The 25,920-nt window shown below is 63.0% G+C and carries 19 protein-coding genes; 13 read left to right on the top strand and 6 right to left on the bottom strand.

The genetic code is table 11. The features are described from left to right. Positions 1-169 precede the first annotated feature (169 nt). The 9 genes from ACNFHO_RS08565 to ACNFHO_RS08525 all read left to right on the top strand — a co-directional run bounded on the left by ACNFHO_RS08565 (position 170) and on the right by ACNFHO_RS08525 (position 11,606). Entirely contained in the window at positions 170-1,423 is a 1,254-nt protein-coding gene (locus ACNFHO_RS08565) for a serine hydroxymethyltransferase (RefSeq protein ID WP_054892148.1), read from the top strand. A gap of 15 nt (positions 1,424-1,438) precedes the next feature. Further along, positions 1,439-2,689: a sarcosine oxidase subunit beta family protein gene (locus ACNFHO_RS08560; RefSeq protein ID WP_054892149.1), complete on the top strand. Its 1,251-nt coding sequence runs from the start codon at positions 1,439-1,441 to the stop codon at positions 2,687-2,689. Positions 2,690-2,705: 16 nt separating this feature from the next. After that, a complete protein-coding gene (locus ACNFHO_RS08555; RefSeq protein ID WP_054892150.1) occupies positions 2,706-3,041 on the top strand; it encodes a sarcosine oxidase subunit delta in 336 nt (111 codons plus the stop codon). After that, entirely contained in the window at positions 3,038-6,055 is a 3,018-nt protein-coding gene (locus ACNFHO_RS08550; protein ID WP_054892151.1) for a sarcosine oxidase subunit alpha, read from the top strand. Before ACNFHO_RS08555 ends, ACNFHO_RS08550 begins: the two co-directional genes overlap by 4 nt. A gap of 150 nt (positions 6,056-6,205) precedes the next feature. Beyond that, a complete protein-coding gene (locus ACNFHO_RS08545) occupies positions 6,206-6,838 on the top strand; it encodes a sarcosine oxidase subunit gamma (RefSeq protein ID WP_054892152.1) in 633 nt (210 codons plus the stop codon). Positions 6,839-6,850: 12 nt separating this feature from the next. Then, positions 6,851-7,708: a formyltetrahydrofolate deformylase gene (gene purU / locus ACNFHO_RS08540; RefSeq protein WP_197889773.1), complete on the top strand. Its 858-nt coding sequence runs from the start codon at positions 6,851-6,853 to the stop codon at positions 7,706-7,708. A 258-nt stretch (positions 7,709-7,966) separates the two neighbouring features. After that, on the top strand, positions 7,967-9,166 hold the full coding sequence (fdhA, locus tag ACNFHO_RS08535) for a formaldehyde dehydrogenase, glutathione-independent (protein ID WP_054892154.1): 1,200 nt from the start codon (positions 7,967-7,969) through the stop codon (positions 9,164-9,166). 172 nt (positions 9,167-9,338) lie between these two features. Further along, positions 9,339-9,899 carry a DUF2780 domain-containing protein gene (locus ACNFHO_RS08530; protein ID WP_063542292.1) on the top strand — a complete coding sequence of 187 codons (561 nt, stop codon included), beginning with the start codon at positions 9,339-9,341 and terminating at the stop codon, positions 9,897-9,899. A gap of 429 nt (positions 9,900-10,328) precedes the next feature. Beyond that, complete coding sequence (locus ACNFHO_RS08525) at positions 10,329-11,606, top strand: hypothetical protein (RefSeq protein ID WP_416765971.1); 1,278 nt, start codon at positions 10,329-10,331, stop codon at positions 11,604-11,606. Positions 11,607-11,678: 72 nt separating this feature from the next. On the opposite strand, the gene ACNFHO_RS08520 is transcribed toward ACNFHO_RS08525, so the two are convergent. Then, positions 11,679-12,566: an acyltransferase gene (locus ACNFHO_RS08520; RefSeq protein WP_063542294.1), complete on the bottom strand. Its 888-nt coding sequence runs from the start codon at positions 12,564-12,566 to the stop codon at positions 11,679-11,681. A 194-nt stretch (positions 12,567-12,760) separates the two neighbouring features. Between ACNFHO_RS08520 and ACNFHO_RS08515 the strand changes: the two genes are divergently transcribed. From ACNFHO_RS08515 to creD, 4 genes are all read left to right on the top strand, one after another. Beyond that, positions 12,761-13,264, top strand: a complete 504-nt coding sequence (locus tag ACNFHO_RS08515) for an ATP-dependent zinc protease (protein ID WP_054892157.1) — start codon at positions 12,761-12,763, stop codon at positions 13,262-13,264. A gap of 133 nt (positions 13,265-13,397) precedes the next feature. Further along, positions 13,398-14,078: a two-component system response regulator CreB gene (gene creB / locus ACNFHO_RS08510; RefSeq protein WP_112897147.1), complete on the top strand. Its 681-nt coding sequence runs from the start codon at positions 13,398-13,400 to the stop codon at positions 14,076-14,078. Continuing rightward, positions 14,078-15,511: a two-component system sensor histidine kinase CreC gene (gene creC / locus ACNFHO_RS08505; protein ID WP_054892159.1), complete on the top strand. Its 1,434-nt coding sequence runs from the start codon at positions 14,078-14,080 to the stop codon at positions 15,509-15,511. The genes creB and creC overlap by 1 nt, the downstream gene beginning before the upstream one ends. Before the next feature lie 106 nt (positions 15,512-15,617). Beyond that, positions 15,618-16,946 carry a cell envelope integrity protein CreD gene (gene creD / locus ACNFHO_RS08500; RefSeq protein WP_416765969.1) on the top strand — a complete coding sequence of 443 codons (1,329 nt, stop codon included), beginning with the start codon at positions 15,618-15,620 and terminating at the stop codon, positions 16,944-16,946. A gap of 141 nt (positions 16,947-17,087) precedes the next feature. Here the strand turns inward: creD and ACNFHO_RS08495 are convergent, their stop codons facing one another. The 5 genes from ACNFHO_RS08495 to aceE form a co-directional block, all read right to left on the bottom strand. Continuing rightward, a complete protein-coding gene (locus ACNFHO_RS08495; RefSeq protein ID WP_112899520.1) occupies positions 17,088-17,702 on the bottom strand; it encodes a glutathione S-transferase in 615 nt (204 codons plus the stop codon). Between the two features lie 7 nt (positions 17,703-17,709). Next, positions 17,710-18,378, bottom strand: coding sequence for a peptide-methionine (S)-S-oxide reductase MsrA (gene msrA, locus ACNFHO_RS08490; RefSeq protein ID WP_063542302.1), 669 nt, complete (start codon positions 18,376-18,378; stop codon positions 17,710-17,712). A 153-nt stretch (positions 18,379-18,531) separates the two neighbouring features. Beyond that, positions 18,532-21,225 carry a putative bifunctional diguanylate cyclase/phosphodiesterase gene (locus ACNFHO_RS08485; protein ID WP_054892162.1) on the bottom strand — a complete coding sequence of 898 codons (2,694 nt, stop codon included), beginning with the start codon at positions 21,223-21,225 and terminating at the stop codon, positions 18,532-18,534. A 284-nt stretch (positions 21,226-21,509) separates the two neighbouring features. After that, positions 21,510-23,165 carry a dihydrolipoyllysine-residue acetyltransferase gene (gene aceF / locus ACNFHO_RS08480; protein ID WP_063542306.1) on the bottom strand — a complete coding sequence of 552 codons (1,656 nt, stop codon included), beginning with the start codon at positions 23,163-23,165 and terminating at the stop codon, positions 21,510-21,512. Between the two features lie 12 nt (positions 23,166-23,177). Next, positions 23,178-25,823, bottom strand: coding sequence for a pyruvate dehydrogenase (acetyl-transferring), homodimeric type (aceE, locus tag ACNFHO_RS08475; RefSeq protein WP_054892164.1), 2,646 nt, complete (start codon positions 25,821-25,823; stop codon positions 23,178-23,180). Positions 25,824-25,920 lie beyond the last annotated feature (97 nt).

The following is a 25,920-nucleotide window of genomic DNA, read 5'->3' as shown; positions in this document are numbered from 1 at the left end:
GACAAGCCCGCTCCTGCAGGGGCACCACGGTCCCTGCACCACAATGTCGTAAACGCGCCATTGCAAGGCGCGCGCAGGCATCTGTGCCCCCCGGCCCAGTCATACCATCGCTGCAAAGGGTGAGAAGACCCTCATCAGACAAGAAGCGATCGCTGCCGGGAGAAACACGATGTTCAGCAAGCAAGACCAGATCCAGGGTTACGACGATGCACTGCTGGCGGCGATGAATGCCGAGGAACAGCGCCAGGAAGATCACATCGAGCTGATCGCCTCGGAGAACTACACCAGCAAGCGCGTGATGCAGGCCCAGGGCAGCGGCCTGACCAACAAGTACGCCGAAGGCTATCCGGGCAAGCGCTACTACGGTGGTTGCGAGCACGTTGACAAGGTCGAGGCGCTGGCCATCGAGCGCGCCAAGCAGCTGTTCGGCGCTGATTACGCCAACGTCCAGCCGCATTCCGGCTCCTCGGCCAACAGTGCGGTCTACCTCGCCCTGCTGCAGGCCGGTGACACCATCCTGGGCATGAGCCTGGCCCACGGCGGCCACCTCACCCACGGCGCCAAGGTGTCGTCCTCGGGTAAGCTTTACAACGCCGTTCAATACGGAATCGACACCAATACCGGCCTGATCGACTACGACGAAGTCGAGCGCCTCGCCGTCGAGCACAAGCCGAAGATGATCGTCGCAGGTTTCTCGGCCTACTCGAAAACCCTCGATTTCCCACGCTTCCGCCAGATCGCCGATAAAGTCGGTGCGCTGCTGTTCGTCGACATGGCCCACGTTGCCGGCCTGGTCGCTGCGGGCCTGTACCCGAACCCGATTCCTTTCGCCGACGTGGTCACCACCACTACCCACAAGACCCTGCGCGGCCCGCGTGGCGGCCTGATCCTGGCCAAGTCCAACGAAGAGATCGAGAAGAAGCTCAACGCCGCCGTGTTCCCCGGCGCCCAGGGCGGCCCGCTGATGCACGTGATCGCCGCCAAGGCGGTGTGCTTCAAGGAGGCGCTGGAGCCCGAGTTCAAGAGCTACCAGAAGCAGGTCATCGAGAATGCCCAGGCCATGGCCCAGGTGTTCATCGAACGTGGCTACGACGTGGTCTCCGGCGGTACCGACAACCACCTGTTCCTGGTCAGCCTGATTCGCCAGGGCCTGACCGGCAAGGATGCCGACGCCGCCCTCGGCCGCGCCCACATCACCGTCAACAAGAACGCCGTGCCCAACGATCCGCAGTCGCCGTTCGTCACCTCGGGCCTGCGCATCGGCACCCCGGCCGTCACCACCCGCGGCTTCAAGGTTGCCCAGTGCGTGGCGCTGGCTGGCTGGATCTGCGATGTGCTGGACAACCTGGGCGACGCCGACGTCGAAGCCGATGTCGCCAAGAACGTCGCCGCCCTGTGCGCCGACTTCCCGGTCTACCGCTGAGTGGAGTAGAACACCATGCAACGCTATTCGGGCTTCGGCCTCCTCAAGCACTCCCTCAGCCACCACGAGAACTGGCAGCGCATGTGGCGCACGCCAACTCCCAAGAAGGTCTACGACGTGGTCATCGTTGGCGGCGGCGGTCATGGCCTGGCCACGGCCTACTACCTGGCCAAGGAACATGGCATTACCAACGTCGCGGTGGTCGAGAAGGGTTACCTGGGTGGTGGCAACACCGCGCGCAACACCACCATCGTGCGTTCCAACTACCTGTGGGATGAGTCCGCGCACCTCTACGAGCATGCCATGAAGCTGTGGGAGGGCCTGTCGCAGGACATCAACTACAACGTGATGTTCTCCCAGCGCGGCGTCTACAACCTGTGCCACACCCTGCAGGACATCCGTGATTCCGAGCGGCGGGTCAACGCCAACCGTCTCAATGGCGTCGACGGCGAGCTGATCCTCACCGACCAGGTCGCAGCCGAGATCCCGTACCTGGACTGCTCGAAGAACACCCGTTACCCCATTCTGGGCGCCACCGTGCAGCGTCGCGGCGGCGTGGCCCGTCACGATGCGGTCGCCTGGGGCTTCGCCCGGGCCGCCGATGCCCTGGGTGTGGACCTGATCCAGCAGACCGAAGTCATTGGTTTCCGCAAGGAGAACGGTGCAGTGATCGGCGTGGAAACCAACAAGGGTTTCATCGGTGCCAAGCGCGTCGGCGTGGTCACCGCCGGTAACTCCGGGCACATGGCCAAGCTGGCTGGCTTCCGCCTGCCGCTGGAGTCGCACCCCTTGCAGGCACTGGTGTCGGAGCCGATCAAGCCGATCATCGACTCGGTGATCATGTCCAACGCCGTGCACGGCTACATCAGCCAGTCCGACAAAGGCGACCTGGTGATCGGTGCCGGCATCGACGGCTGGGTCGGTTATGGCCAGCGTGGCTCGTACCCGATCATCGAACACACCCTGCAGGCGATCGTCGAGATGTTCCCGATCCTGTCGCGCGTGCGCATGAACCGTCAGTGGGGCGGCATCGTCGACACCACTCCCGATGCCTGCCCGATCATCTCCAAGACTCCGGTCAAGAACATGTTCTTCAACTGCGGTTGGGGCACGGGCGGCTTCAAGGCCACGCCAGGTTCGGGCAACGTCTTTGCGGCGAGCCTGGCCAAGGGCGAGATGCACCCGCTGGCCGCGCCTTTCTCCATCGACCGTTTCTACAACGGCGCGCTGATCGACGAACACGGCGCTGCTGCCGTCGCCCACTGACCCGGAGACAATCGTCATGTTGCAAATCTTCTGTCCCCACTGCGGCGAGCTGCGCTCCGAAGAAGAATTCCACGCTTCAGGCCAGGCGCACATCGCCCGCCCGCTGGACCCGAACGCCTGCTCCGACGAAGAGTGGGGCACCTACATGTTCTTCCGCGACAACCCGCGCGGTATCCACCATGAGCTGTGGGACCACGTCGCCGGTTGCCGCCAGTACTTCAACGTGACCCGCGACACGGTGACCTACGAGATTCTCGAAACCTACAAGATCGGTGAGAAACCTCAGGTGACCGCCGCATCCAGACAAAGCGCCGCACCGGCGACCGCCAAGGGCCAGGGAGAAAAAGTATGAGCCAGGTCTATCGCCTCGCCAGCGGCGGTCGCATCGACCGCAGCAAGGTTCTGAACTTTACCTTCAACGGCAAGACCTACCAGGGTTATGCCGGCGATACCCTGGCCGCCGCGCTGCTGGCCAACGGTGTCGAGATCGTTGGGCGCAGCTTCAAGTATTCGCGCCCACGCGGGATCATCGCCGCCGGTACCGAAGAGCCGAACGCCATCCTGCAGATCGGCTCCAGCGAAGCCACCCAGATCCCCAACGTGCGTGCCACCCAGCAGGCGCTGTATTCGGGCCTGGTGGCCAGCAGCACCAACGGCTGGCCGAACGTCAACAACGACGTCATGGGCATCATCGGCAAGGTCGGCGGCAACATGATGCCGCCGGGGTTCTACTACAAGACCTTCATGTATCCCAAGTCGTTCTGGATGACCTACGAGAAGTACATCCGCAAGGCGGCGGGCCTGGGCCGTGCACCGCTGCAGAACGACCCGGACAGTTACGACTACATGAACCAGCACTGCGACGTGCTGATCGTCGGTGCCGGCCCGGCAGGCCTGGCCGCCGCACTGGCGGCTGGCCGTAGCGGTGCACGGGTGATCCTGGCCGACGAACAGGAAGAGTTCGGCGGCAGCCTGCTCGACAGCCGCGAGACCCTCGACGGCAAGCCGGCCGCCGACTGGGTGGCTGCTACCCTTGCCGAGCTGCAGGGGCTGGCGGAAGTCACCCTGCTGCCGCGTAGCACGGTCAACGGTTATCACGACCATAACTTCCTGACCATCCACGAGCGCCTCACCGACCACCTCGGCGATCGCGCGCCGATCGGCCAGGTACGCCAGCGCGTGCACCGTGTGCGGGCCAAGCGTGTGGTGCTGGCCACCGGCGCCCACGAGCGTCCGCTGGTGTACGGCAACAACGACCTGCCGGGCAACATGCTGGCCGGAGCGGTTTCCACCTATGTGCGCCGTTATGGCGTGGCGCCGGGCCGCAAGCTGGTGCTGTCGACCAACAACGACCATGCCTACCGCACCGCCCTGGACTGGCACGATGCCGGCCTGCAGGTGATCGCCATCGCCGATGCGCGCCACAACCCACGCGGTTCGTTGGTCGAGGAGGCGCGTGCCAAGGGCATCCGCATCCTCACCTCCAGCGCGGTGATCGAAGCCCGTGGCGGCAAGCACGTCACCGGTGCCCGTGTGGCGGCCATCGATGTGCCTGCGCACAAGGTCACCAGCCCTGGCGAATGGCTCGAATGCGACCTGGTGGCCACGTCCGGGGGCTACAGCCCGGTGGTGCACCTGGCTTCGCACCTGGGCGGACGCCCGGTCTGGCGTGACGATATCCTCGGCTTCGTGCCGGGCGACGCGCCGCAGAAGCGCGTGTGCGTCGGTGGCGTGAACGGCGTCTATGCGCTGGGCGACACCCTCGCCGATGGCTTCGAAGGGGGGGCTCGCGCCGCCACCGAGGCCGGCTTCAAGGCCAGCGTCGGCAGCCTGCCCAAGGCCCTGCAACGCAAGGAAGAGGCCACTGTGGCGCTGTTCCAGGTGCCGCACGACAAGGGCACTGCGCGCGCGCCGAAACAGTTCGTCGACCAGCAGAACGACGTCACTGCGGCCGCCATCGAGTTGGCCACCCGCGAAGGCTTCGAGTCGGTCGAGCACGTCAAGCGCTACACCGCGCTGGGCTTCGGTACCGACCAAGGCAAGCTGGGCAACATCAACGGCCTGGCCATCGCCGCCCGCTCGCTGGGTATCACCATTCCGGAAATGGGCACCACCATGTTCCGCCCCAACTACACGCCGGTCACGTTCGGCGCGGTGGCGGGCCGTCATTGTGGCCACCTGTTCGAGCCGGTGCGCTTCACCGCGCTGCACGCCTGGCACGTGAAGAACAACGCCGAGTTCGAGGATGTCGGCCAGTGGAAGCGCCCATGGTACTTCCCCAAGCCTGGCGAAGACATTCACGCCGCCGTGGCACGTGAGTGCAAGGCAGTGCGTGACAGCGTGGGCCTGCTCGATGCCTCCACGCTCGGCAAGATCGATATCCAGGGCCCGGATGCGCGCGAGTTCCTCAACCGCGTTTACACCAACGCCTGGACCAAGCTCGATGTGGGCAAGGCCCGTTACGGCCTGATGTGCAAGGAAGACGGCATGGTCTTCGACGACGGCGTGACCGCCTGCGTCGGCGACAACCACTTCATCATGACCACCACCACTGGCGGTGCCGCCCGTGTGCTTCAGTGGCTGGAGCTGTACCACCAGACCGAATGGCCGGAGCTGAAGGTGTATTTCACCTCGGTGACCGACCACTGGGCGACCATGACCCTGTCCGGCCCCAACAGCCGCAAGCTGCTGGAGCAGATCAGCGACATCGACCTGGACAAGGACGCCTTCCCGTTCATGAGCTGGAAGGAAGGCAACGTCGGTGGTGTACCGGCGCGGGTGTTCCGTATCTCGTTCACCGGCGAGCTTTCGTACGAGGTCAACGTCCAGGCCAACTACGCCATGGGCGTGCTGGAAAAGATCATCGAGGCGGGCAAGCAGTACAACCTCACGCCATACGGCACCGAGACCATGCACGTGCTGCGCGCCGAGAAGGGTTTCATCATCGTCGGCCAGGACACCGACGGCTCGATGACTCCGGACGACCTCAACATGAGCTGGTGCGTGGGGCGCAACAAGCCGTACTCGTGGATCGGCCTGCGCGGTATGAACCGCGAGGACACCACCCGCGAGAACCGCAAGCAACTGGTTGGCCTCAAGCCTGTCGACCCGAACGTGTGGCTGCCTGAAGGCGCCCAGCTGGTATTCGATCCCAAGCAGCCAATCCCGATGGACATGGTCGGTCACGTCACCTCCAGCTACAAGGCCAACTCCCTGGGCTATTCGTTTGCCATGGGCGTGGTCAAGGGTGGCCTCAAGCGCCTCGGCGAGCGGGTCTATTCGCCACAGGCCGATGGCAGCGTGATCGAGGCAGAGATCGTGTCTTCGGTGTTCTTCGATCCGAAGGGTGAGCGGCAGAACGTTTGAGGCCCAGCCAGTACTCCTGGTTGGAATGAGGTCCCTGTGGGAGCGGGCTCGCCCGCGAATGCGATGGTGCATTCACCGCACTCTTCGCGGGCAAGCCCGCTCCCACAGGGTCTCGGGTCGCGTCGCACAAGAATTCAAGGCAGGTAAGAAATGAGCGCTATCAACGTCTTCCAGCAGAACCCCGGCAGTGATGCCAAGGCCCAATCGCCGCTGCACCATGCAGACCTGGCCAGCCTGGTCGGAAAGGGCCGCAACAACGCAGGCGTGACCCTGCGCGAGAAGAAATTCCTCGGTCACCTGACCCTTCGTGGCGACGGCCATGACCCGCAGTTCGCCGGTGCCGTGCACAAGGCCCTGGGCCTGGAGCTGCCGGTGGCGCTGACGGTGGTCGCCAACAGTGAAATGTCGTTGCAGTGGGTGGGCCCCGACGAATGGTTGCTGATCGTCCCGGGCGGCCAGGAGTTCAGCGTCGAGCAGAAGCTGCGCGATGCCCTCGAAGGCCAGCACGTCCAGGTGGTCAATGTCAGTGGCGGGCAGACCCTGCTCGAGCTGCGCGGCCCGAACGTGCGCGACGTGCTGATGAAATCCACCAGCTATGATGTACACCCGAACAACTTCCCGGTCGGCAAGGCCGTGGGTACCGTGTTCGCCAAGTCGCAACTGGTGATCCGTCGCACTGCCGAAGACACCTGGGAGCTGGTGATCCGCCGCAGCTTCTCCGACTACTGGTGGCTGTGGCTGCAGGACGCATCGGCCGAGTACGGCCTGGCCATCGAGGCATAAGGAGCGCAGATCATGAGTCGGGCACCGGACACCTGGATTCTCACCGCCGACTGCCCGAGCATGCTCGGCACGGTCGATGTGGTCACGCGTCATCTCTTCGAGCAGCGCTGCTACGTCACCGAGCACCATTCCTTCGATGATCGACTGTCGGGGCGTTTCTTCATCCGTGTCGAGTTCCGCGCACCTGAGGGTTTCGATGAAGATGCCTTCCGTGCCGGATTCGCCGAGCGCAGCGAAGCGTTTGGCATGGCCTTCGAGCTGACCGCACCCAATCACCGCCCCAAGGTGGTGATCATGGTGTCCAAGGCCGACCATTGCCTGAACGACCTGCTGTATCGCCAGCGCATCGGCCAACTGGGCATGGAGGTGGTCGCAGTGATCTCCAACCACCCCGACCTGGAGCCGCTGGCGCACTGGCACAAGATCCCCTACTACCACTTCGCGCTCGACCCGAACGACAAGCCGGGCCAGGAGCGCAAGGTGCTCAAGGTGATCGAGGAAACCGGCGCCGAACTGGTGATTCTCGCCCGCTACATGCAGGTGCTGTCGCCAGAGCTGTGTCGGCGCCTGGATGGCTGGGCGATCAACATCCACCACTCGCTGCTGCCGGGGTTCAAGGGTGCCAAGCCCTATCACCAGGCGTACAACAAGGGTGTGAAGATGGTCGGTGCGACCGCGCACTACATCAACAACGACCTCGACGAAGGGCCGATCATCGCCCAGGGCGTCGAGGTGGTCGATCACAGCCACTATCCCGAAGACCTGATCGCCAAGGGCCGTGATATCGAATGCCTGACGTTGGCGCGGGCGGTGGGGTATCACATCGAGCGGCGGGTGTTTTTGAACGCCAACAGGACAGTGGTGCTCTGATTGGCCCTATCGCGGGGCAAGCCCGCTCTTACGGGGATCGCGTGTCTGAGAACGGCACTGTGCCTGTAGGAGCGGGCTTGCCCGCGAATGGCCTCACCAATTTCGACCTGCCGTAAACAGACAACCCCCTGTCGCATCCAGTCACTGCGACATCCCCCATCAAGCCCACAATTCCCCTCATTCCAGTAACACAGGCCGCCCAAGGATGGCGGCGCTTCAACCACCGCTGCATAAATACAAATCAAGCGAGGTAAGAGCATGTCTGGTAATCGTGGAGTGGTGTATCTCGGCGCAGGCAAGGTCGAGGTGCAGAAGATCGACTACCCCAAGATGCAGGATCCGCGCGGCAAGAAGATCGAGCACGGCGTGATCCTCAAGGTGGTCTCCACCAATATCTGCGGCTCTGACCAGCACATGGTCCGTGGCCGCACCACCGCTCAGGTCGGGCTGGTGCTCGGCCACGAAATCACCGGTGAAATCGTCGAGTTGGGCCGTGATGTCGAGCGCTTGAAGATCGGCGACCTGGTGTCGGTGCCGTTCAACGTTGCTTGCGGGCGCTGCCGTTCCTGCAAGGAGATGCATACCGGCGTCTGCCTGACCGTCAACCCGGCCCGTGCCGGCGGTGCCTACGGCTATGTCGACATGGGTGACTGGACCGGCGGCCAGGCTGAATACGTGCTGGTACCGTACGCCGACTTCAACCTGCTGAAATTGCCCGACCGCGACAAGGCCATGGAGAAGATCCGTGACCTGACCTGTCTGTCGGACATCCTGCCCACCGGCTACCACGGCGCTGTCACCGCGGGCGTCGGCCCGGGCAGCACCGTCTACGTGGCTGGCGCCGGCCCGGTAGGTCTGGCCGCTGCCGCTTCGGCACGCCTGCTGGGCGCCGCGTGCGTGATCGTGGGTGACCTCAATCCGCTGCGCCTGGCCCACGCCAAGTCCCAGGGCTTCGAGGTGGTCGATCTGTCCAAGGACACGCCGCTGCACGAGCAGATCATCGACATCCTCGGTGAGCCTGAAGTGGACTGCGCCGTCGATGCAGTAGGCTTCGAAGCCCGCGGCCACGGCCATGAAGGCGCCAAGCACGAGGCTCCGGCGACCGTGCTCAACTCGCTGATGCAGGTCACCCGTGTGGCCGGCAAGATCGGTATTCCGGGCCTGTACGTGACCGAAGATCCGGGTGCGGTGGACGCGGCGGCGAAGATCGGTGCGCTGAGCATCCGCTTCGGCCTGGGCTGGGCCAAGTCGCACAGCTTCCACACCGGCCAGACCCCGACCATGAAGTACAACCGCCAGCTGATGCAGGCGATCATGTGGGATCGGATCAATATTGCCGAAGTGGTCGGTGTACAGGTGATCAGCCTGGACCAGGCGCCGGAAGGGTACGGCGAGTTCGATGCGGGCGTGCCGAAGAAATTCGTGATCGATCCGCACAGGACCTTCAGCGCTGCCTGAGGCCTTTGGCGTCGCTTTGCGGGCCAATCGCGGGACGAGCCCGCTCCCACAGGTGGGGTGACTGCCTGTGGGGGCGGGTTCGTCCCTTACCGACATCCGGCCTGGAACAAAGCTTCAGCCCCCCAGTCCAACGCCTCGTTTCCCAGGCCATCCCGGCCTACGAGGTCCTCCGATGAAAGCATTCACCCTGGCAACCCTGATGACCCTGGCCGCAAGCCCGGTGTTCGCCTTCAACCTCAACGATGCCGCCAACGCTGTCTCGGCCATGCAGACCCCGAAAGGCCAGGTCCAGGCGCCGGCCGCCCAGGCCAATCTGCTCAATACCTTGGGCAGCGAACTGAAGATCACCCCCGAACAGGCTGTCGGCGGCGCTGGCGCCATGCTGGGCCTTGCGCGCAACAACCTGAGCAATGACGACTATGGCCAGTTGACCAAGGCGGTGCCCGGTCTTGACCTGTTGTCCGGTGCCAACGCCTTGGGCGGGCTCAACGGGCTGGGCGAGTTGCTGGGGCAGAACAACCAGCGCTCGTCGGCGCTGAGCAATGCCCTGGGCAATGTCGAGAATCGCAACGACCTGGATAACGCCTTCAAGGCGCTGGGCATGGATACCGGCATGATTGGCCAGTTCGCGCCGTTGATCCTGCAATATCTGGGGCAGCAGGGCATTGCCGGCTCGTTGCTGCAGAATCTGGCCGGATTGTGGCAGGCTCCCGGCGCGATACCCTCGATCTAAGATCTGGAGGGGCCGGTAGCTTGAGGGTACTGAGTCCATCAGATAATCATCATGCGTGCCTTCTTGTTTGAAGGCATTTTATCTCCCCCCGTATTACCGCCGCTTCAAATAATAGAGCCTCGTGGTCATGGGTGACATCGTGATTGTGAGCGCGAATTAATCAACTATATTGCTCAGCAATTTCCTCGCTGTCACCTGGCATATTTACCAGTTTCGCGTGCCTGTCAGTCTTGTTAGGTTCGGCTGGCAAACATCGACCATCTGATGTTTCGGTGGGATGGTTCAAGAGTCTAAAGCGGACATGGTGTGCCAGTCGATACGTGAGGCGTTCACATGCGGATAAGATACGTTGCCATTCCCGGAGTATTGTTGTTACTGGCGGCTTGCGCCAGAACTTCTGGAGTTCCGGACGCGCAGCCGTCGGGAACTATGATCACTCAAACTCCAGCGCAAGCCCCAGCAGCACAGGATGTAGGCGTCAAAGGTGCAGACGCTGCGGCGCAATTGACGGGCTGGTATAACCAAGTGCGTCAGAATTGCGGTGGCGCGGCGCTACCAGCCTATTTATGTTCGGGCATCATGCTTCGCGGAACGTTGAGCCGGCAGAGCTATTTACCCTGGAATCCCAGCCCTCCCTCAATTACCAGTGGTGGCGTGTCGTTTGCGTGGATCAGGGCGGATATGAATTTCTCTACATTGCCGCTCAACTACAATAACGGTTATATATTATATCCAGCGCAGGAAGTGCCAGCGTCCAAGACAGCTGTCCAGGTGCTGTGTTCTTTTCCGTTCGACGGCTGGACGGACAATCGTCAACAACAGGGGTGCGGGATATCACCCGAGTACCCTGCTCAGAGCAAGCCTTGCAATGAGCAGGGGATCGATGCGGCTGCGCAGTGGCTGTCCCATTTCAACTCTGTCTCTGATAAGCATAAAGCTCAATGTGGCTGGGATCTGCGTCAGGGGCAAGCCAACACGGCCGATCGTTTCAATCAGACGATAGTTGCGAAAAATCTGCTCACGGGCTTCTATCGGACGGCCAACGATGAGTTGCGTGTCGCAACCTGGGCGACGGGGAGCGGGGCGAAGTTGCCTATCCAATCGTTCTTCTACCTCGCAGGCAGCGACGGTCTGATCAGTGCGCAAGATGACCAACGGCGTTATTTCCAGAGCTATCAGCAAACAGTGCCCGTTATTCAACTCACGTTGCCGTCGAATGTGAGCGAAAAAGCGGCTTTTGTCTATCGTGAGAGCGATCAAGTCGTAGGTGGCGGTGGCTCGTCGAGATTTATCGATTTTGAGAACGTTGCTTTTCAGGAAGGGGTAACGGAAATATCGCTTCCACAAGCACGGTTTTATTTTTCCTCCAACGGCGGCAATAGTAAGTTGGCAATACGCAACGCTGGCGCCCCGTCAAATGGCATTGCGGGGCGTTTTCTGCACATGACAAATAATACTGATAATTTGCGCGCAGAGCTGATCATCATGCCTATTACGCCAGCGAGTCGTATAGTTTTGGATGTGGACAATCCTTCTAGGGATCGCCCCTATAATCACTCTTCGGTCCAATACACGGATGGAACAGGGCATGGGATCAACTCTCCATTCCCTGGGTTTGATTTCAGTGCACCTGCTGGAAAGAAAATAAGATACATCGAATTCCAAGACTTCGAACGACGTATCGATAATATCCGTTTCTACGATTGATCGTCCGGCTTGCCGAAAAGCCCCCTCCGCCTGGCTTTTCGGCAAGTTGTTTCATGCCAGTGTTCGCTCGCTTCACGTCAATTCCGCGCGTAATGCTTGGATTCGGGCGTCCTTGTCTTCCCACAGCTGGTTGACCCAGGCCTGCACGGTCTGGCGAAACGCCGGATCGCTCTCGTAGTCGCCTTCGCATAATGCCGGGTCCAGCTCGCGCACGCGGATGTCGATGATTACCCGGCTGATGCTGCCGTTGAGCAGGTCCCAGAACCCTGGGGCCTTGTTGCCGGGGTAGACGATGGTCACATCGAGCAGGGCGTCGAGTTGCTCGCCCAGTGCGGCGAGCACGAAGGCGACGCCGCCGGCCTTGGGCTTGAGCAGGTGGCGGTACGGCGATTGCTGCTGTTCGCGCTTGGCTTCGGTGAAGCGCGTGCCTTCGAGGTAGTTGACCACCGTTACCGGCTGGCGCTTGAACAGCTCGCAGGCGGCCTTGGTGATTTCCAGGTCCTTGCCCTTGAGCTCGGGGTGCTTGTCGAGGAAGGCCTTGCTGTAGCGCTTCATGAAGGGGTAGTCCAGCGCCCACCAGGCCAGGCCCAGCAGCGGTACCCAGATCAGCTCCTTCTTGAGGAAGAACTTGAAGAACGGCACACGGCGGTTGAGGCTTTCGATCAGTGCGGGAATGTCGACCCAGCTCTGATGGTTGCTGACGCACAGGTAGGAGGTGTTCGCGTTCAGCGTCTCGATGCCGCGGATGTCCCATTGCGTGGGGATGCACAGGGCGAAGATGGCCTTGTCGATTTCCGACCAGGTCTCGGCGATCCACATCACCGCCCAGGAGGCATAGTCGCGACCACGGCCGGGCAGCACCAGCTTGAGCAGGGCGAAGACCATCAGCGGGCAGATCAACACGAGGGTGTTGAGCAGCAGCAGGACAGTTGTAAGGATGCCGGTCAGCAGGCGACGCATAAGGAGACTCTTGTTGTATGAAAGTGTTGTGTGAGATTTGCGGTTGGCAATGATAAGCAGGGTAACGTCCTACGCCAAACGTCCAATGCCCAATGGAAGGGACAAATGTTTCACATTATGTTGGATAGGCTGTGACAACGAACCTATCCTCCCCGCGTAGTCTAAGCACTGTCTCATCTCAAGGAATGCTTCCCGTGAAACCACTGCTTGCCCTCCTGTCGCTGCTGGCGTTGCCGGTGATGGCCGCCGAGCCGACACTCTATGGCCGCTATGAGTACATCAAGCTCCCCGAGATCGGCCAGACCCTCAAGGCCAAGATGGATACTGGTGCGCTGACCGCGTCGCTGTCGGCCAAGGATATCGAGACCTTCACCCGCGACGGCGAGGACTGGGTGCGTTTCCGCCTGGCGACCAAGGATGCCGACGGCAAGGTCTATGAACACAAGGTGGCGCGCATCAGCAAGATCAAGGCCCGCTCAGGCGATGAGGAAGACGAGGACGAACCGGCCGAGGCTGCCCGCCGCCCGGTGGTGGACCTGGAGCTGTGCCTGGGTGACGTCAAGCGTACGGTGGAGGTCAACCTGACCGACCGCAGCAACTTCAACTACCCGCTGCTGATCGGCGCCAAGGCGCTGCGTGAGTTCAAGGCGGCGGTGAACCCGGCACGGCGGTATACGGCAGACAAGCCGGACTGCTGATCGTCCGGCCTGGCCTCTCGCAGGCAAGCCCGATCCCCGCAGCTGCAGCGTCAGCCTGCAATTGTGCGAGTGGGCTTGTCCCGCGAAGGGGCTCGGTCAGACAATCGACGACCAGCCCCTCAGAGCCTCACCCATGCCCCACATCCTCATCGTCGAAGACGAGTCCGCTATCGCCGACACCCTGGTCTATGCCCTCCAGGCCGACGGCCATAGTACCGCCTGGGTGACCCTGGGCAGCGCCGCGCTCGAACAGATGCGCCAGCGCCCGGCCGACCTGGTCATCCTCGACATCGGCCTGCCAGATATCAGTGGTTTCGAAACCTGCCGCCAGCTGCGCCGCTTCAGCGAGGTGCCGGTGATGTTCCTCAGTGCCCGCGATGGTGAGATCGATCGGGTCGTAGGCTTGGAAATCGGTGCCGACGACTATGTAGTCAAGCCGTTCAGCCCGCGTGAGGTGGCTGCGCGGGTGCGGGCGATCCTCAAGCGCATGGCGCCCAGAGCCGAGACGGCAGTCGATGCGAAGCTGTTCGAGGTCGATACGCTGGGGATGCGCATCCTCTATCGTGGCCAGGCGCTGACGCTCACTCGCCATGAATTCCGCTTGCTGCAATGCCTGCTCGAGCAACCCCGTCGGGTGTTCAGCCGCGAGCAATTGCTCGACGGGCTGGGCGTGGCTTCAGATGCCGGTTACGAGCGAACCATCGACAGCCACATCAAGAGCCTGCGCGCGAAGTTGCGCCTGGTGTCTGGCGATGCCGAACCAATCCAGACCCATCGCGGCCTGGGCTATAGCTATAGCCCGGATCACGCCTGATGCGCCTGGGGATCCGGATCTTTCTGGTGTACTTCCTGTTCGTCGGGTTGTCGGGTTACTTCCTGCTCAATACCGTGCGCGAACAGATTCGCCCGGTGGTGCGCCAGTCTTCCGAGGAAACCCTGGTGGATACCGCCAACCTGTTGGCAGAAATCCTTCACGATGACGTCAAGGCCGGCACGCTTGGGCAAAGTCGTCTGCCTCAAGTACTCGAATCCTACGGGCAGCGCCGCCCAGGTGCGGATATCTGGGGGCTGGCGAAAAACCAGGTCAGCCACCGTATCTATGTCACCGACGCCAAGGGCATCGTCCTGCTCGACTCCAGTGGGCAGGCCTTGGGCAAGGATTACTCGCGCTGGAACGACGTCTACCTGACCCTGCGAGGCCAATATGGCGCGCGTTCGACCCGCAGCGACCCGGACGACGAAAGCACCTCGGTGATGCACGTGGCGGCACCGATCATGGATAACGGCCAGGTCATCGGTGTGGTGACGGTGGCCAAGCCCAACAGTTCGCTACAGCCCTATATCGACCGCTCCGAGCAACGTTTGCTGACGCTCGGCCTGGGGTTGATCGTGCTTGGGCTGTTGGTGGGCGCTGCGCTGTCCTGGTGGCTGGCGCGGTCGTTGCGCCGTCTCACCCGGTACGCCCAGGCGGTGAGTGAGGGCGAGCGCGCGGCGCTGCCGCACTACAAGGGCGGTGAACTGCTGCAACTGGCCACGGCGGTGGAGCGCATGCGCACCCAGTTGGAGGGCAAGGCGTATGTCGAGCGCTATGTGCATACCCTCACCCATGAGCTGAAAAGCCCGCTGGCGGCGATTCGTGGGGCTTCCGAGCTGTTGCAGGGGCCGATGCCGGATGAGCAGCGGGCGCGTTTTGCCAGCAATATCGAGCGCGAGAGCGAGCGTTTGCAGCAAATGATCGAGCGCTTGCTCAACCTGGCGCGGGTCGAGCAGATGCAGGCGCTGGAAGACGAGCAGCAGGTGCCGCTCGCTGCGCTGGTCGACGAGTTGCTGCACGGGTATGCGGCGCGGATCGACAGTGCCGGGTTGCAGATCCGGCAACAGGTGACGGGCGGGGTGTTGTTGCTGTGCGACCCCTTCTTGCTGCGTCAGGCGCTGGCAAACCTGGTGGACAACGCACTCGACTTCACGCCGGCAGGCGGCACCTTGTCGTTCGAGCTGGTGCACGACGGTGATCGGGTCGCATTGAGCCTGTTCAACCAGGGGGAGGCGATTCCGGATTACGCCATCGAGCGGGTCAGCGAGCGCTTCTATTCCCTGCCCCGGCCAGGCACCGGGCGCAAGAGCACCGGGCTTGGGCTCAACTTTGTCGAGGAAGTGATGCAACTGCATGGCGGAGCGCTGGCGGTGGATAACGTCGAGGGCGGGGTGCGGGTCAGGCTGTGGCTGCCTGCGCGGCGCGTGAGCTGATTCCTGCTGTCCGCCTCGTCATCTCCACACAATCTGCACAAACCCTCCCTATCGGCTCCATGTGCGCGGCGCAAGCTGCGCACATCACAACTGGAGCCAAAGCCCCATGAACAAGCCCCTGAGTTTCAAGCTCGGCATGATCGTCCTGCTGATGCTGCTGTTATTGATCCCTCTGTTGATGATCAGTGGCCTGATCGATGAACGTCAGGCCGTGCGCGATGGTGTGCTGCAGGACATCGCCCAGAGTTCGAGCTTCGACCAGCAGATCAGCGGCCCGCTGCTGGTGGTGCCGTACCGCAAGTACCAGCGCCGCTGGATCGACAAGGACGGCAAGAGTGTGCAGGAAACCAGCACCGTCAGCGGCCACCTGTACTTCCTGCCGGAAACCTTCGAGGTCGACAGCCAGGTCGATACCGAACTGCGCGCCCGCGGCATTTACCAGGCGCGGTTGTTCCATGCCAGGAACCGTGTCAGTGGCCGCTTCAAGCTGCCTGAGCGCTGGGGCGTCGACAAGGACTACGAAGACTACCGGTTCGACAAGCCGTTCATGGTGGTGGGCATCAGCGATATCCGAGGCATCGAGAATGCCCTGGAACTGAGCCTCGACGATCAGCGCCTGCCGTTCGAAGCGGGAACCGGCCTGGACTGGATGGCCGGTGGGGTGCACGTCACCCTGCCTGGGCTGGATGGCCAGGCTGCCCGCGAGTTCGGCTATGCCTTCGACCTGGCGTTGCAGGGCACCGGACAACTCCATGTGCTGCCAGTGGGGCGCAGCAGCCGGGTCGAGATGCACGCCAACTGGCCCCATCCGAGCTTCATCGGCAGCTACTTGCCGGCCAGTCGTGAGATCGATGCCCAGGGTTTCACCGCGCGCTGGCAGACCTCGTTCTTTGCCACCAACCTGGAAGACGCGCTGCGCCAATGCGCCGGTGCGGACAAGTGCGCGGATTTCAGTGGGCGCACCTTCGGTGTGAGCTTCGTCGATCCGGTGGACCAGTACCTCCGGAGCGAGCGTGCGATCAAGTATGCGCTGCTGTTCATCGCGCTGACCTTTGCCGGCTTCTTCCTGTTCGAGGTGTTGAAGAACCTCAGCGTGCACCCGATGCAATACGTGCTGGTGGGGGTGGCGCTGGCGCTGTTCTACCTGTTGCTGTTGTCACTGTCGGAACACCTGGGTTTTGGCCTGGCGTATGGCTTGTCGGCAGGGGCCTGCGTGCTGCTGATCGGCTTTTACTTGAGCCATGTGCTGCACAGCCCGGTGCGCGGGGCGGGTTTTGCGGCGGGGTTGGCGGCGCTTTATGGGCTGCTGTACGGGCTGCTGAGCGCGGAGGACTATGCGCTGTTGATGGGCTCGCTGCTGTGCTTTGGCTTGCTTGGCGTGTTCATGGTGCTGACCCGGCGGCTGGACTGGTCGCGGGTGGGGAGGGCGGCATGAGGGAGGACAAGGTGATCGGGCGCTGGTTGGCGGTTCGGGTGGGGTCGTTGTTTCCTGCCAGGCCGGGGTAAGGCATTCACGGGCAGGCTGGCTCCTACAGAGGGGATATGTCTGTAGGAGGGGCTTGCCCGCGAAGGGGTTTCAGGCGACCGGCACGGTAGCCAGCATCGACGCGCGCTGGCTCACTTGGGCATACCATTCAGCCAGCCCAGGCTGTTGTTCACGCCAGCCGAACTCCGGCTGGCGCAGGTCCAGGTAGCCCAGCGCGCAGGCCACGCCGATCGCGGCGATATCGAAGCCGGAGGCGATCTCTGCCAGGTGATGCTGCTCAAGATCCGCCAGGCCTCGGCGGATTTTCTGTGACTGCGCCTGCAGCCAGCCATCCCAGCGCTTGTCCTCAGGACGCAGGAAGCTTTCATAGCGGCTCGACACCGCCGCATCCATGATCGCATCGGCCTGGGAGGCCAGGGTCAGGCGCCGCCAGCGCGCCGAGCCCTCGCGGGGGATCAGCGGGTTGCCGACGTGCTGGCTGTCGAGGTACTCGCAGATCACCCGGCTGTCGTGCAGCACGCTACCGTCTTCCAGGCGCAGGGCCGGGATCTTGCCGATCGGATTGTCCTGGTTGAGCTGCTCGTCACCGCTCACCGGGCTGATGTTGACGGTTTGCAGGCGTACGCGGTCGAGCTGACCGGTCTCGTGCAGCACCAGCAAGACCTTGCGCACGAAAGGCGACAGCGGCGCATGGAACAGCACCATACCCATGTCAATTACCCTGCAGGCTGGGCGGCAGGCACACGCCAGTGCCACCGATGCCACAGTAGCCTTCGGGGTTCTTGGCCAGGTACTGCTGGTGGTAGGCCTCGGCGAAGTACACGGTCGGCGCCTGATCGATCTCGGTGGTGATCTCGCCGAAACCGGCCTTGTTCAGCTCGGCCTGGAAAGCATCGCGGCTGGCCTTGGCCTGCTCCAGTTGCTCGGGCGAGGTGCAATAGATGGCCGAGCGGTACTGGGTGCCGATGTCGTTGCCCTGGCGCATGCCCTGGGTCGGGTTGTGCAGTTCCCAGAACATCGCCAGCAGTTCGCGGTAGCTGACCTTGTCCTTGTCGAACACTACCAGTACCACCTCGGTGTGGCCGGTCAGCCCCGAGCAGACCTCTTCGTAGGTTGGGTTCGGGGTGAAACCGCCGGCGTAGCCGACCACGGTGCTGACCACGCCTTCACGCTGCCAGAAGCGTCGTTCGGCGCCCCAGAAGCAGCCCAGGCCGAAGATGGCGAAGTCGATGCTGCCCTCGAAGAATGGGCCGAGCAGCGGGGTGCCTTCGAACACATAGTGGAATTCGGGCAGGGGCATGGGAGTTTCGCGGCCAGGCAGGGCCTGTTCGGCAGTGGGCATGACGTTTTTGTTCACGAGGATTTCCGAGCGCAGGACCATGATTGTTCCTCTGTCTGACAGTGGGAGCGGTTGTGGCTTGTTCGCGGGCAAGCCCGCTCCTGCAGGGTTGCATTGCAGCCTGCCATTGTAGGAGCGGGCTTGCCCGCGAAGAGGCCCACATGGCCCCTATAGTGCCCGAGGTTTGCGCGCCTGTCAGGCCACCGGCCCGCGCGGGTAGCGCCTGAGCTTGTCGACCAGCTCGCGCCCGGGGATCGGCCGGTCGAACAGATAGCCCTGGCCGACGTCACAGCGGTGGCGACGCAGGAATGCCAGTTGTTCGGAGGTCTCGATGCCTTCGGCGACTACCTTGAGCTTGAGGTTGTGGGCCATGGCGACCACCGCCGAGGTGATCTCCATGTCGTCCTGGTTGGCGGGAATCTCGCTGATGAAGCTGCGATCGATCTTGATGATGTCGATGGGAAACTTCTTCAGGTAGCTCAGCGATGAATAGCCGGTACCGAAGTCATCCATGGCCAGGGTCAGACCCAGCTGCTTGAGCTCGTCGAGCTGGCGCCGGGTGTCTTCGGTGGCTTCAAGCAACAGGCCCTCGGTCAGCTCCAGCTCCAGCAGGTGCGGGGGTAGCGCTTCTTCCTTGAGAATGGCGCCAATCGAGCTGACCAGCTCGGGGTCGGAAAACTGCTTGGGCGACAGGTTGATCGCCACATGCAGGTTGCCCATGCCGGCCTCGCGCAATTCCTGGCTCATGCGGCACGACTGGCGCACCACCCATTTGCCGATGGGGATGATCAGGCCGGTCTCCTCGGCCACGCTGATGAACTGGTCGGGGCGGATCATGCCGCGCTCGGGGTGGTTCCAGCGCAGCAGCGCCTCCAGGCCCAGCAGGCGACCACTGCGCAGGCACAGCTTGGGCTGGTAGAAGACCTCCAGCTCGTTCTGGGTCAGGGCCCGGCGCAGGTTGTTCTCGACGAACAGCTTGTAGCTGGCCTCGGCGTTGAGCACTTCGGTGAACACCTGGACTTGATGCTTGCCGTTGGCCTTGGCCTTGTGCAGGGCCAGGCCTGCGTTCTTCATCAGGGTCTGCGGGTCGGCGCCGTGCAGGGGCGCGCAGGCCAGGCCCACGGAGGCGGTGACGTTGATCAGCTGGTTGTCGACGAACATGGGTTTGTCGAGGGTGCGCAGCAACTGCTGGGCGATGTTCTGGCCGTCTTCGAGGCTGGTGTCGTCCAGCAGCACGGCGAACTCGTTGCTGGCAAAGCGCGCCAGGCTGCCACCGCTGCTGAGGCTGTTGCGCAGACGGCGGGCCAGGCTGATCAGCAGCTTGTCGCCGGTCTGGTGGCCGAGGCTGTCGTTGATCCGCTTGAAGTTATCGATGTCGACCAGCAGCAGGCAGATCGGGATGTCGCCGTCGCGAGCGAAGCGTTCGTCGAGGCTGCGGATGAACGCCGGGCGGTTGCCCAGGCTGGTGAGGTTGTCGGTGTAGGCCAGGCGCTCGATGCGTTGCTGGGCAAGCTTGCTCTGGGTGACGTCTTCGTAGATGCCGATGTAGTGGGTCAGCTCGCGGTTGTCGCCATACACCTTGGAAATCGATAACTGGCCCCAGTAGGGCTCCAGGCTCTTGCGCCGGCTCTTGAATTCACCTTGCCAGCTGTTGCCCATGGCCAGGCTCGACGGTGAGTCGAACAGGATCTGGCTGAGGTTTTCCAGTGCCGGCAGCTCGGCCAGGTGGTGGCCCTGCACTTCGTCGGTGCTGTACTGGGTAATGGCGGTGAAGCTTGGGTTGACGTACTCCACCACCCCGTCGCGGTTGACCAGCAGGAAGGCGCTGGCGCTTTGCTCTACCGCGCGCTGGAACAGGTGCAGGGCGCTGGTGGCGGTGCGGCGGTTGTGGTTGGTGATGACCTGGGCGAACTGGTCGGCCAGCTCACCGGCAAAGGCGATTTCGTCGGACTGCCAGGCCCGCGGCTGGCCGGTCTGCTCCAGACAGAGCACGCCGACTACCTGGCCGTCGACGCGGATACTGGCATCGAGCATGGCATTGTCGGCGGTGTTGAGCAGGCCCTGGACCATGTCCCGGGTGCGTGGGTCATGGCTGGCGTTGTGGGCGTCGATGGCGCGGCTGGCGTGCAGGGCGTCGAGGTAATCCGGGTAGTGGCTGGCGTCGATCGGCTGCGGCAGGCGGTGGGCCTGCTCGTGCTGGAACCAGGCGGTGATCGGTTCCAGGCGTTGCTCGTTGAGGTACCAGATGCTGGCGCAGTCGAGTTTGTAGATTTCGCAGGCGCTACGGGTGATCAGTTCGGCCGCTTCGAGCAAGGAGTTGCTGGCGCTGTAGCGCTGGCGTGCCAGGCGCAGGATCAGGTCCTGCTGGGCACGCACCCGCTCCAGGTGTTCGAGTTGCTCCTGCTGGGCGCGCTGGTTGAGTTGCAGGGCCAGCTGCAGGCGGCTGTTGCGTGACTCGAGATCGTTTGCGTCCTGGCCTGGGGTTTCCTCGGCCTGGTCGTCCAGCACCGTGAGGTAGCCGCGCAGCAGCTGGCGATTGTGCTGCTTGTAGGCCTCGCCGACTTCCAGCAAGCGCAGGGGCCCGGAGCCCGCGTGCAGGGTATAGCGCACGCGGTAGTGGTTGCGCCGCGCCAGTTGCAGTTGGATCTCGTCATGCAGCTTGTAGCGCGCTTCAGGCTCCATGAGGCTGGCATAGGGCGAGCCGATCAGGGCGCAGAGCTCGGCCGCGGGCAGGCCGAACTGGCGATCGCAGCCAGGGTCGAGGTAGAGCATCGCCCAACTGGCTTCGTTCAGCCGCTCGAAACGCAGCATCCCGAGCCGCGAGGGCACGGGTAACTGCGTCACGACCTCGGCCGCCACACGGCTGGCGGCATCGGGTTGGCTTTTCATCGAAGACTCGCTTGAACAAGGCGTTTGGCGCGGTATGCCGCAGGTAAGCGGCGGCGCGTTGAGCAAGGGTGCATCATGTCCCGTGGGCTGGCAAGCGGCCATATGGGGCAGCGTATGCAGGTTGTCGGCTGGGCGTGGGAAATCTGAAGCTTGTGCGCCTCGCGGCCCTTCATGGGGAGGGTGTTTCCAGGCAAAAAAAGCCCCGCCAGGGGCGGGGTTGAGGTACGAGCGTGGCAGCTCGAAATCGGTACCGCCTCCCCGGTTGGGGGAGGCGGGGTGCAGCATTACAGCAGCAGCGTGCGGATGTCCGTCAGCAGGTCGCCCAGGCGCTTGGTGAAGCGCGCAGCGGCAGCGCCGTTGATCACACGGTGATCGTAGGACAGCGACAGCGGCAGCATCAGCTTCGGCTGGAAGGCCTTGCCGTCCCAGACTGGCTGGATGGTCGCCTTGGAAACACCGAGGATCGCCACTTCCGGCGCGTTGACGATCGGCGTGAAGCCGGTGCCGCCAATGTGACCGAGGCTGGAGATGGTGAAGCAGGCACCCTGCATGTCATCGGCCGACAGCTTCTTGGTGCGGGCTTTTTCAGCCAGCGCAGCTGCTTCGCCAGCCAGTTGCAGCAGGCTCTTCTGGTCGACGTTCTTGATCACAGGGACCAGCAGGCCATCCGGGGTGTCCACGGCGAAGCCGACGTTGACGTACTTCTTGCGGATGATGGCCTTGCCGCTCGGCGCCAGCGAACTGTTGAAGTCCGGCAGCTCCTTGAGCAGGTGGGCACAGGCCTTGAGCAGCAGCGGCAGAACGGTCAGCTTGACGCCGGCCTTCTCCGCCACGGCCTTCTGCGCAACGCGGAAGGCTTCCAGCTCGGTGATGTCGGCGGAATCGAACTGGGTCACGTGCGGTACGTTCAGCCAGCTGCGGTGCAGGTTGGCAGCACCGACCTGCATCAGGCGTGTCAGGGCGACTTCCTCGACTTCACCGAACTTGCTGAAGTCCACGGCCGGGATCGGCGGAATGCCGGCACCACCGGTCGCGCCGGCGGCTGCCGGAGCTTCCTTGGCCTTCTGCATCATCGCCTTGACGTAGACCTGCACGTCTTCTTTCAGGATGCGGCCGTGCGGGCCAGTGGCGGCAACAGCGCCCAGGTCGACACCGAATTCACGCGCCAGCTGACGAACGGCAGGGCCTGCGTGAACCTTGGCGTTGCTGCCAGCAGCCGGTGCGGTAGCAACCGGTGCAGGGGCAGCAGCTGGGGCGGCAGCGGCGGCAGCGGCGGGTGCGGCGGCCGGAGCAGCTTCGGCCTTGGCGGCTTCGGGGGCAGCAGCAGGTGCCGGAGCGGCAGCCGGAGCTGCGCCCGCGACTTTCAGCTTGAAGATCAGGTCGCCAGTGCCGACTTCATCTTCCAGCTTGCACAGGACTTCCTCGACCACGCCAGCGGCAGGCGATGGGATTTCCATGGAAGCCTTGTCGGATTCCAGGGTGATCAGCGACTGGTCGGCTTCGACGGTGTCGCCGACCTTGACCAGCACTTCGATGATCTTGGCCTTGCCCGACGAACCGATATCCGGCACGTGGATGTCCTGCACGCTGGCGGCAGCCGGTGCTGCGGCAGGCGCAGGAGCAGGGGCGGCTTCAGCGGCGGGTGCTGCGGCCGCAGGGGCGTCAGCAGCCGGAGCGGCGGCCGGAGCCTCAGGCGCCGCAGCGGCGCCCTCGGCTTCCAGGACCAGCAGTTCGTCGCCTTCTTTCAGGCGATCGCCCAGCTTGACCTTCAGCTCCTTGATGACGCCGGCCTTGGGGGCCGGGATCTCCATGGAGGCCTTGTCCGACTCCAGGGTCAGCAGGCTCTGGTCCGCTTCGATGCGGTCGCCGACCTTGACGAACAGTTCGATGATTTCACCTTCACCGCTGCCGATGTCAGGTACGCGAATGAGTTCGCTCACTTAAGTTACTCCTCAGCAGTCCAGTGGGTTGCGCTTGTCCGGGTCGATGCCGAACTTGACGATGGCGTCAGCGACAACCTTCGGTTCGATCTCGCCACGGTCAGCCAGGGCTTCCAGGGCAGCCAGCACCACGAAGTGACGGTCGACTTCGAAGAAGTGACGCAGCTTCTTGCGGCTGTCGCTGCGACCGTAGCCATCGGTACCCAGGACCTTGAACTCTTTGCTTGGTACCCACTGGCGAATCTGCTCGGCGAACAGCTTCATGTAGTCGGTGGAGGCGATGACCGGACCCTTGCGACCGCTCAGGCACTGCTCGACGTAGGTCTGCTGTGGCTTCTGGCCAGGCTTGAGGCGGTTGGCGCGTTCCACGGCCAGGCCGTCGCGACGCAGTTCGTTGAAGCTGGTGACGCTCCACACATCGGCACCGATGTTGAACTCTTCACGCAGGATCTTCGCCGCTTCGCGGACTTCACGCAGGATGGTGCCGGAGCCCATCAGCTGAACGTGGTGCGCCGCTTCGCGGGTGTCTTCTTCCAGCAGGTACATGCCCTTGATGATGCCTTCCTCGGCACCGGCCGGGATGGCAGGCTGCTGGTAGGATTCGTTCATCACGGTGATGTAGTAGAAGATGTCCTGTTGCTCTTCGGTCATCTTCTTCATGCCGTCCTGGATGATCACCGCGAGCTCGTAGCCGTAGGTCGGATCGTAGGTGCGGCAGTTCGGGATGGTGCCCGCCATCATGTGGCTGTGACCGTCTTCGTGCTGCAGGCCTTCGCCGTTCAGCGTGGTACGGCCGGCGGTACCGCCGATCAGGAAGCCACGGGTGCGGCTGTCGCCAGCGGCCCAGGCGAGGTCGCCGATACGCTGGAAGCCGAACATCGAGTAGAAGATGTAGAACGGCAGCATCGGCTGGTTGTGGCAGCTGTACGAAGTACCGGCAGCGATGAAGGACGACATGGCGCCGGCTTCGTTGATGCCTTCTTCGAGGATCTGGCCCTTCTTGTCCTCGCGGTAGAACATCACCTGGTCTTTATCGACTGGCTCGTAGAGCTGGCCGACCGACGAGTAGATGCCCAGCTGGCGGAACATGCCTTCCATACCGAAGGTACGGGCTTCGTCCGGGATGATCGGGACGATGCGCTGGCCGATTTCCTTGTCCTTGACCAGTTGCGCCAGGATGCGCACGAAGGCCATGGTGGTGGAGATTTCGCGGTCGCCCGAGCCGTCGAGGATCGCTTTGAGCGTCTCCAGTGGCGGGGTCGGAACGCTGAAGCTCTTGGCGCGGCGTTGTGGCACGAAGCCACCCAGTGCGGCGCGACGCTCGGCCAGGTACTTGGCTTCGGCGGAACCTTCTTCAGGCTTGAAGAACGGCAGGTTCTCGAGGTCGGCGTCCTTGACCGGAATGTCGAAGCGGTCGCGGAAGTGACGCAGGCTGTCGACGTCGACTTTCTTGGTGTTGTGCGCGGTGTTCTTGGCTTCGCCCGCACCGGTACCGTAACCCTTGATGGTCTTGGCCAGGATGACGGTCGGCTGCTCTTTGTGGTTCACAGCCTGGTGGTACGCCGCATAGACCTTGTACGGGTCGTGGCCGCCACGGTTGAGCTTCCAGATCTCGTCGTCGGACAGGTCTTCGACCATGGCCTTGAGCTCTGGGGTGTTGAAGAAGTTCTCACGGACGTACGCGCCGTCCTTGGCCTTGTAGTTCTGGTACTCGCCGTCGATGACTTCGTCCATGCGGCGCTGCAGGGCACCGTTGGTGTCCTTGGCCAGCAGTGGGTCCCAGAAGCGGCCCCAGACGACCTTGTTGACGTTCCAGCCACCGCCACGGAACACGCCTTCGAGTTCCTGGATGATCTTGCCGTTGCCGCGAACCGGGCCGTCGAGGCGCTGCAGGTTGCAGTTGATGACGAAGATCAGGTTGTCCAGCTTCTCGCGGCCGGCCAGGGCGATCGCGCCCAGGGATTCCGGCTCGTCGCACTCGCCGTCGCCCATGAAGCACCAGACCTTCTGCTTGCCGGCCGGGATGAAGCCGCGGGCTTCCAGGTACTTCATGAAGCGTGCCTGGTAGATCGCCTGGATCGGACCCAGACCCATCGAAACGGTCGGGAACTGCCAGAAGTCAGGCATCAGCCATGGGTGCGGGTACGAAGACAGGCCATTGCCGTCCACTTCCTGGCGGAAGTTGTTCATCTGCTCTTCGCTGATGCGGCCTTCCATGAAGGCGCGGGCGTAGACGCCTGGCGAAGCGTGGCCCTGGAAGAAGATCAGGTCGCCGCCGTGTTCTTCGGTCGGGGCCTGGAAGAAGTAGTTGAAGCCGATGTCGTAGAGGGTGGCGCTGGAGGCGAAGCTCGAGATGTGTCCGCCCAGGTCCGAGTCCTTCAGGTTGGTGCGCATGACCATGGCCAAGGCGTTCCAACGCACCATCGAGCGAATGCGGCGTTCCATGAACAGGTCGCCAGGCATGCGTGCTTCGTGGGTGACAGGGATGGTGTTGCGGTATGGCGTGGTGATCGCGTAAGGCAGCTGGGAACCACTGCGGGTGGCCAGCTCGCCCATGCGGGTCATCAGGTAATGAGCGCGGTCTTCGCCTTCTTTGTCGAGGACCGACTCCAGGGCATCCAGCCATTCCTGGGTTTCGATAGGATCGAGGTCTTGCATGGCTTGCTCCAGGGCGGAAAGGCAACCAGAATCGGAAGCCTGAGTTTGCGACTGGCCTTTTGGGCAGACGTCGTGAATTCTTGGATTTGCCGGACAG

This window comes from Pseudomonas sp. NY15374 (assembly GCF_048068255.1).
Lineage (GTDB): Bacteria > Pseudomonadota > Gammaproteobacteria > Pseudomonadales > Pseudomonadaceae > Aquipseudomonas > Aquipseudomonas machongensis.
Note: the sequence above shows the minus strand (reverse complement) of the source record. Positions and strands in the feature narration are given on the sequence as shown.

What these genes read in the sequence shown, in the direction of transcription:
- ACNFHO_RS08560 (WP_054892149.1), top strand. Translation starts at nt 1,439, where the DNA reads ATGCAACGCTATTCGGGCTTCGGCCTCCTCAAGCACTCCCTCAGCCAC.
- ACNFHO_RS08545 (WP_054892152.1), top strand. Translation starts at nt 6,206, where the DNA reads ATGAGCGCTATCAACGTCTTCCAGCAGAACCCCGGCAGTGATGCCAAG.
- ACNFHO_RS08525 (WP_416765971.1), top strand. Translation starts at nt 10,329, where the DNA reads ATGATCACTCAAACTCCAGCGCAAGCCCCAGCAGCACAGGATGTAGGC.
- ACNFHO_RS08485 (WP_054892162.1), bottom strand. Translation starts at nt 21,225, where the DNA reads ATGAAAAGCCAACCCGATGCCGCCAGCCGTGTGGCGGCCGAGGTCGTG.
- ACNFHO_RS08550 (WP_054892151.1), top strand. Translation starts at nt 3,038, where the DNA reads ATGAGCCAGGTCTATCGCCTCGCCAGCGGCGGTCGCATCGACCGCAGC.
- purU (WP_197889773.1), top strand. Translation starts at nt 6,851, where the DNA reads ATGAGTCGGGCACCGGACACCTGGATTCTCACCGCCGACTGCCCGAGC.
- fdhA (WP_054892154.1), top strand. Translation starts at nt 7,967, where the DNA reads ATGTCTGGTAATCGTGGAGTGGTGTATCTCGGCGCAGGCAAGGTCGAG.
- ACNFHO_RS08565 (WP_054892148.1), top strand. Translation starts at nt 170, where the DNA reads ATGTTCAGCAAGCAAGACCAGATCCAGGGTTACGACGATGCACTGCTG.
- msrA (WP_063542302.1), bottom strand. Translation starts at nt 18,378, where the DNA reads ATGGTCCTGCGCTCGGAAATCCTCGTGAACAAAAACGTCATGCCCACT.
- ACNFHO_RS08495 (WP_112899520.1), bottom strand. Translation starts at nt 17,702, where the DNA reads ATGGTGCTGTTCCATGCGCCGCTGTCGCCTTTCGTGCGCAAGGTCTTG.
- ACNFHO_RS08530 (WP_063542292.1), top strand. Translation starts at nt 9,339, where the DNA reads ATGAAAGCATTCACCCTGGCAACCCTGATGACCCTGGCCGCAAGCCCG.
- aceE (WP_054892164.1), bottom strand. Translation starts at nt 25,823, where the DNA reads ATGCAAGACCTCGATCCTATCGAAACCCAGGAATGGCTGGATGCCCTG.
- creD (WP_416765969.1), top strand. Translation starts at nt 15,618, where the DNA reads ATGAACAAGCCCCTGAGTTTCAAGCTCGGCATGATCGTCCTGCTGATG.
- ACNFHO_RS08555 (WP_054892150.1), top strand. Translation starts at nt 2,706, where the DNA reads ATGTTGCAAATCTTCTGTCCCCACTGCGGCGAGCTGCGCTCCGAAGAA.
- creB (WP_112897147.1), top strand. Translation starts at nt 13,398, where the DNA reads ATGCCCCACATCCTCATCGTCGAAGACGAGTCCGCTATCGCCGACACC.
- creC (WP_054892159.1), top strand. Translation starts at nt 14,078, where the DNA reads ATGCGCCTGGGGATCCGGATCTTTCTGGTGTACTTCCTGTTCGTCGGG.
- ACNFHO_RS08520 (WP_063542294.1), bottom strand. Translation starts at nt 12,566, where the DNA reads ATGCGTCGCCTGCTGACCGGCATCCTTACAACTGTCCTGCTGCTGCTC.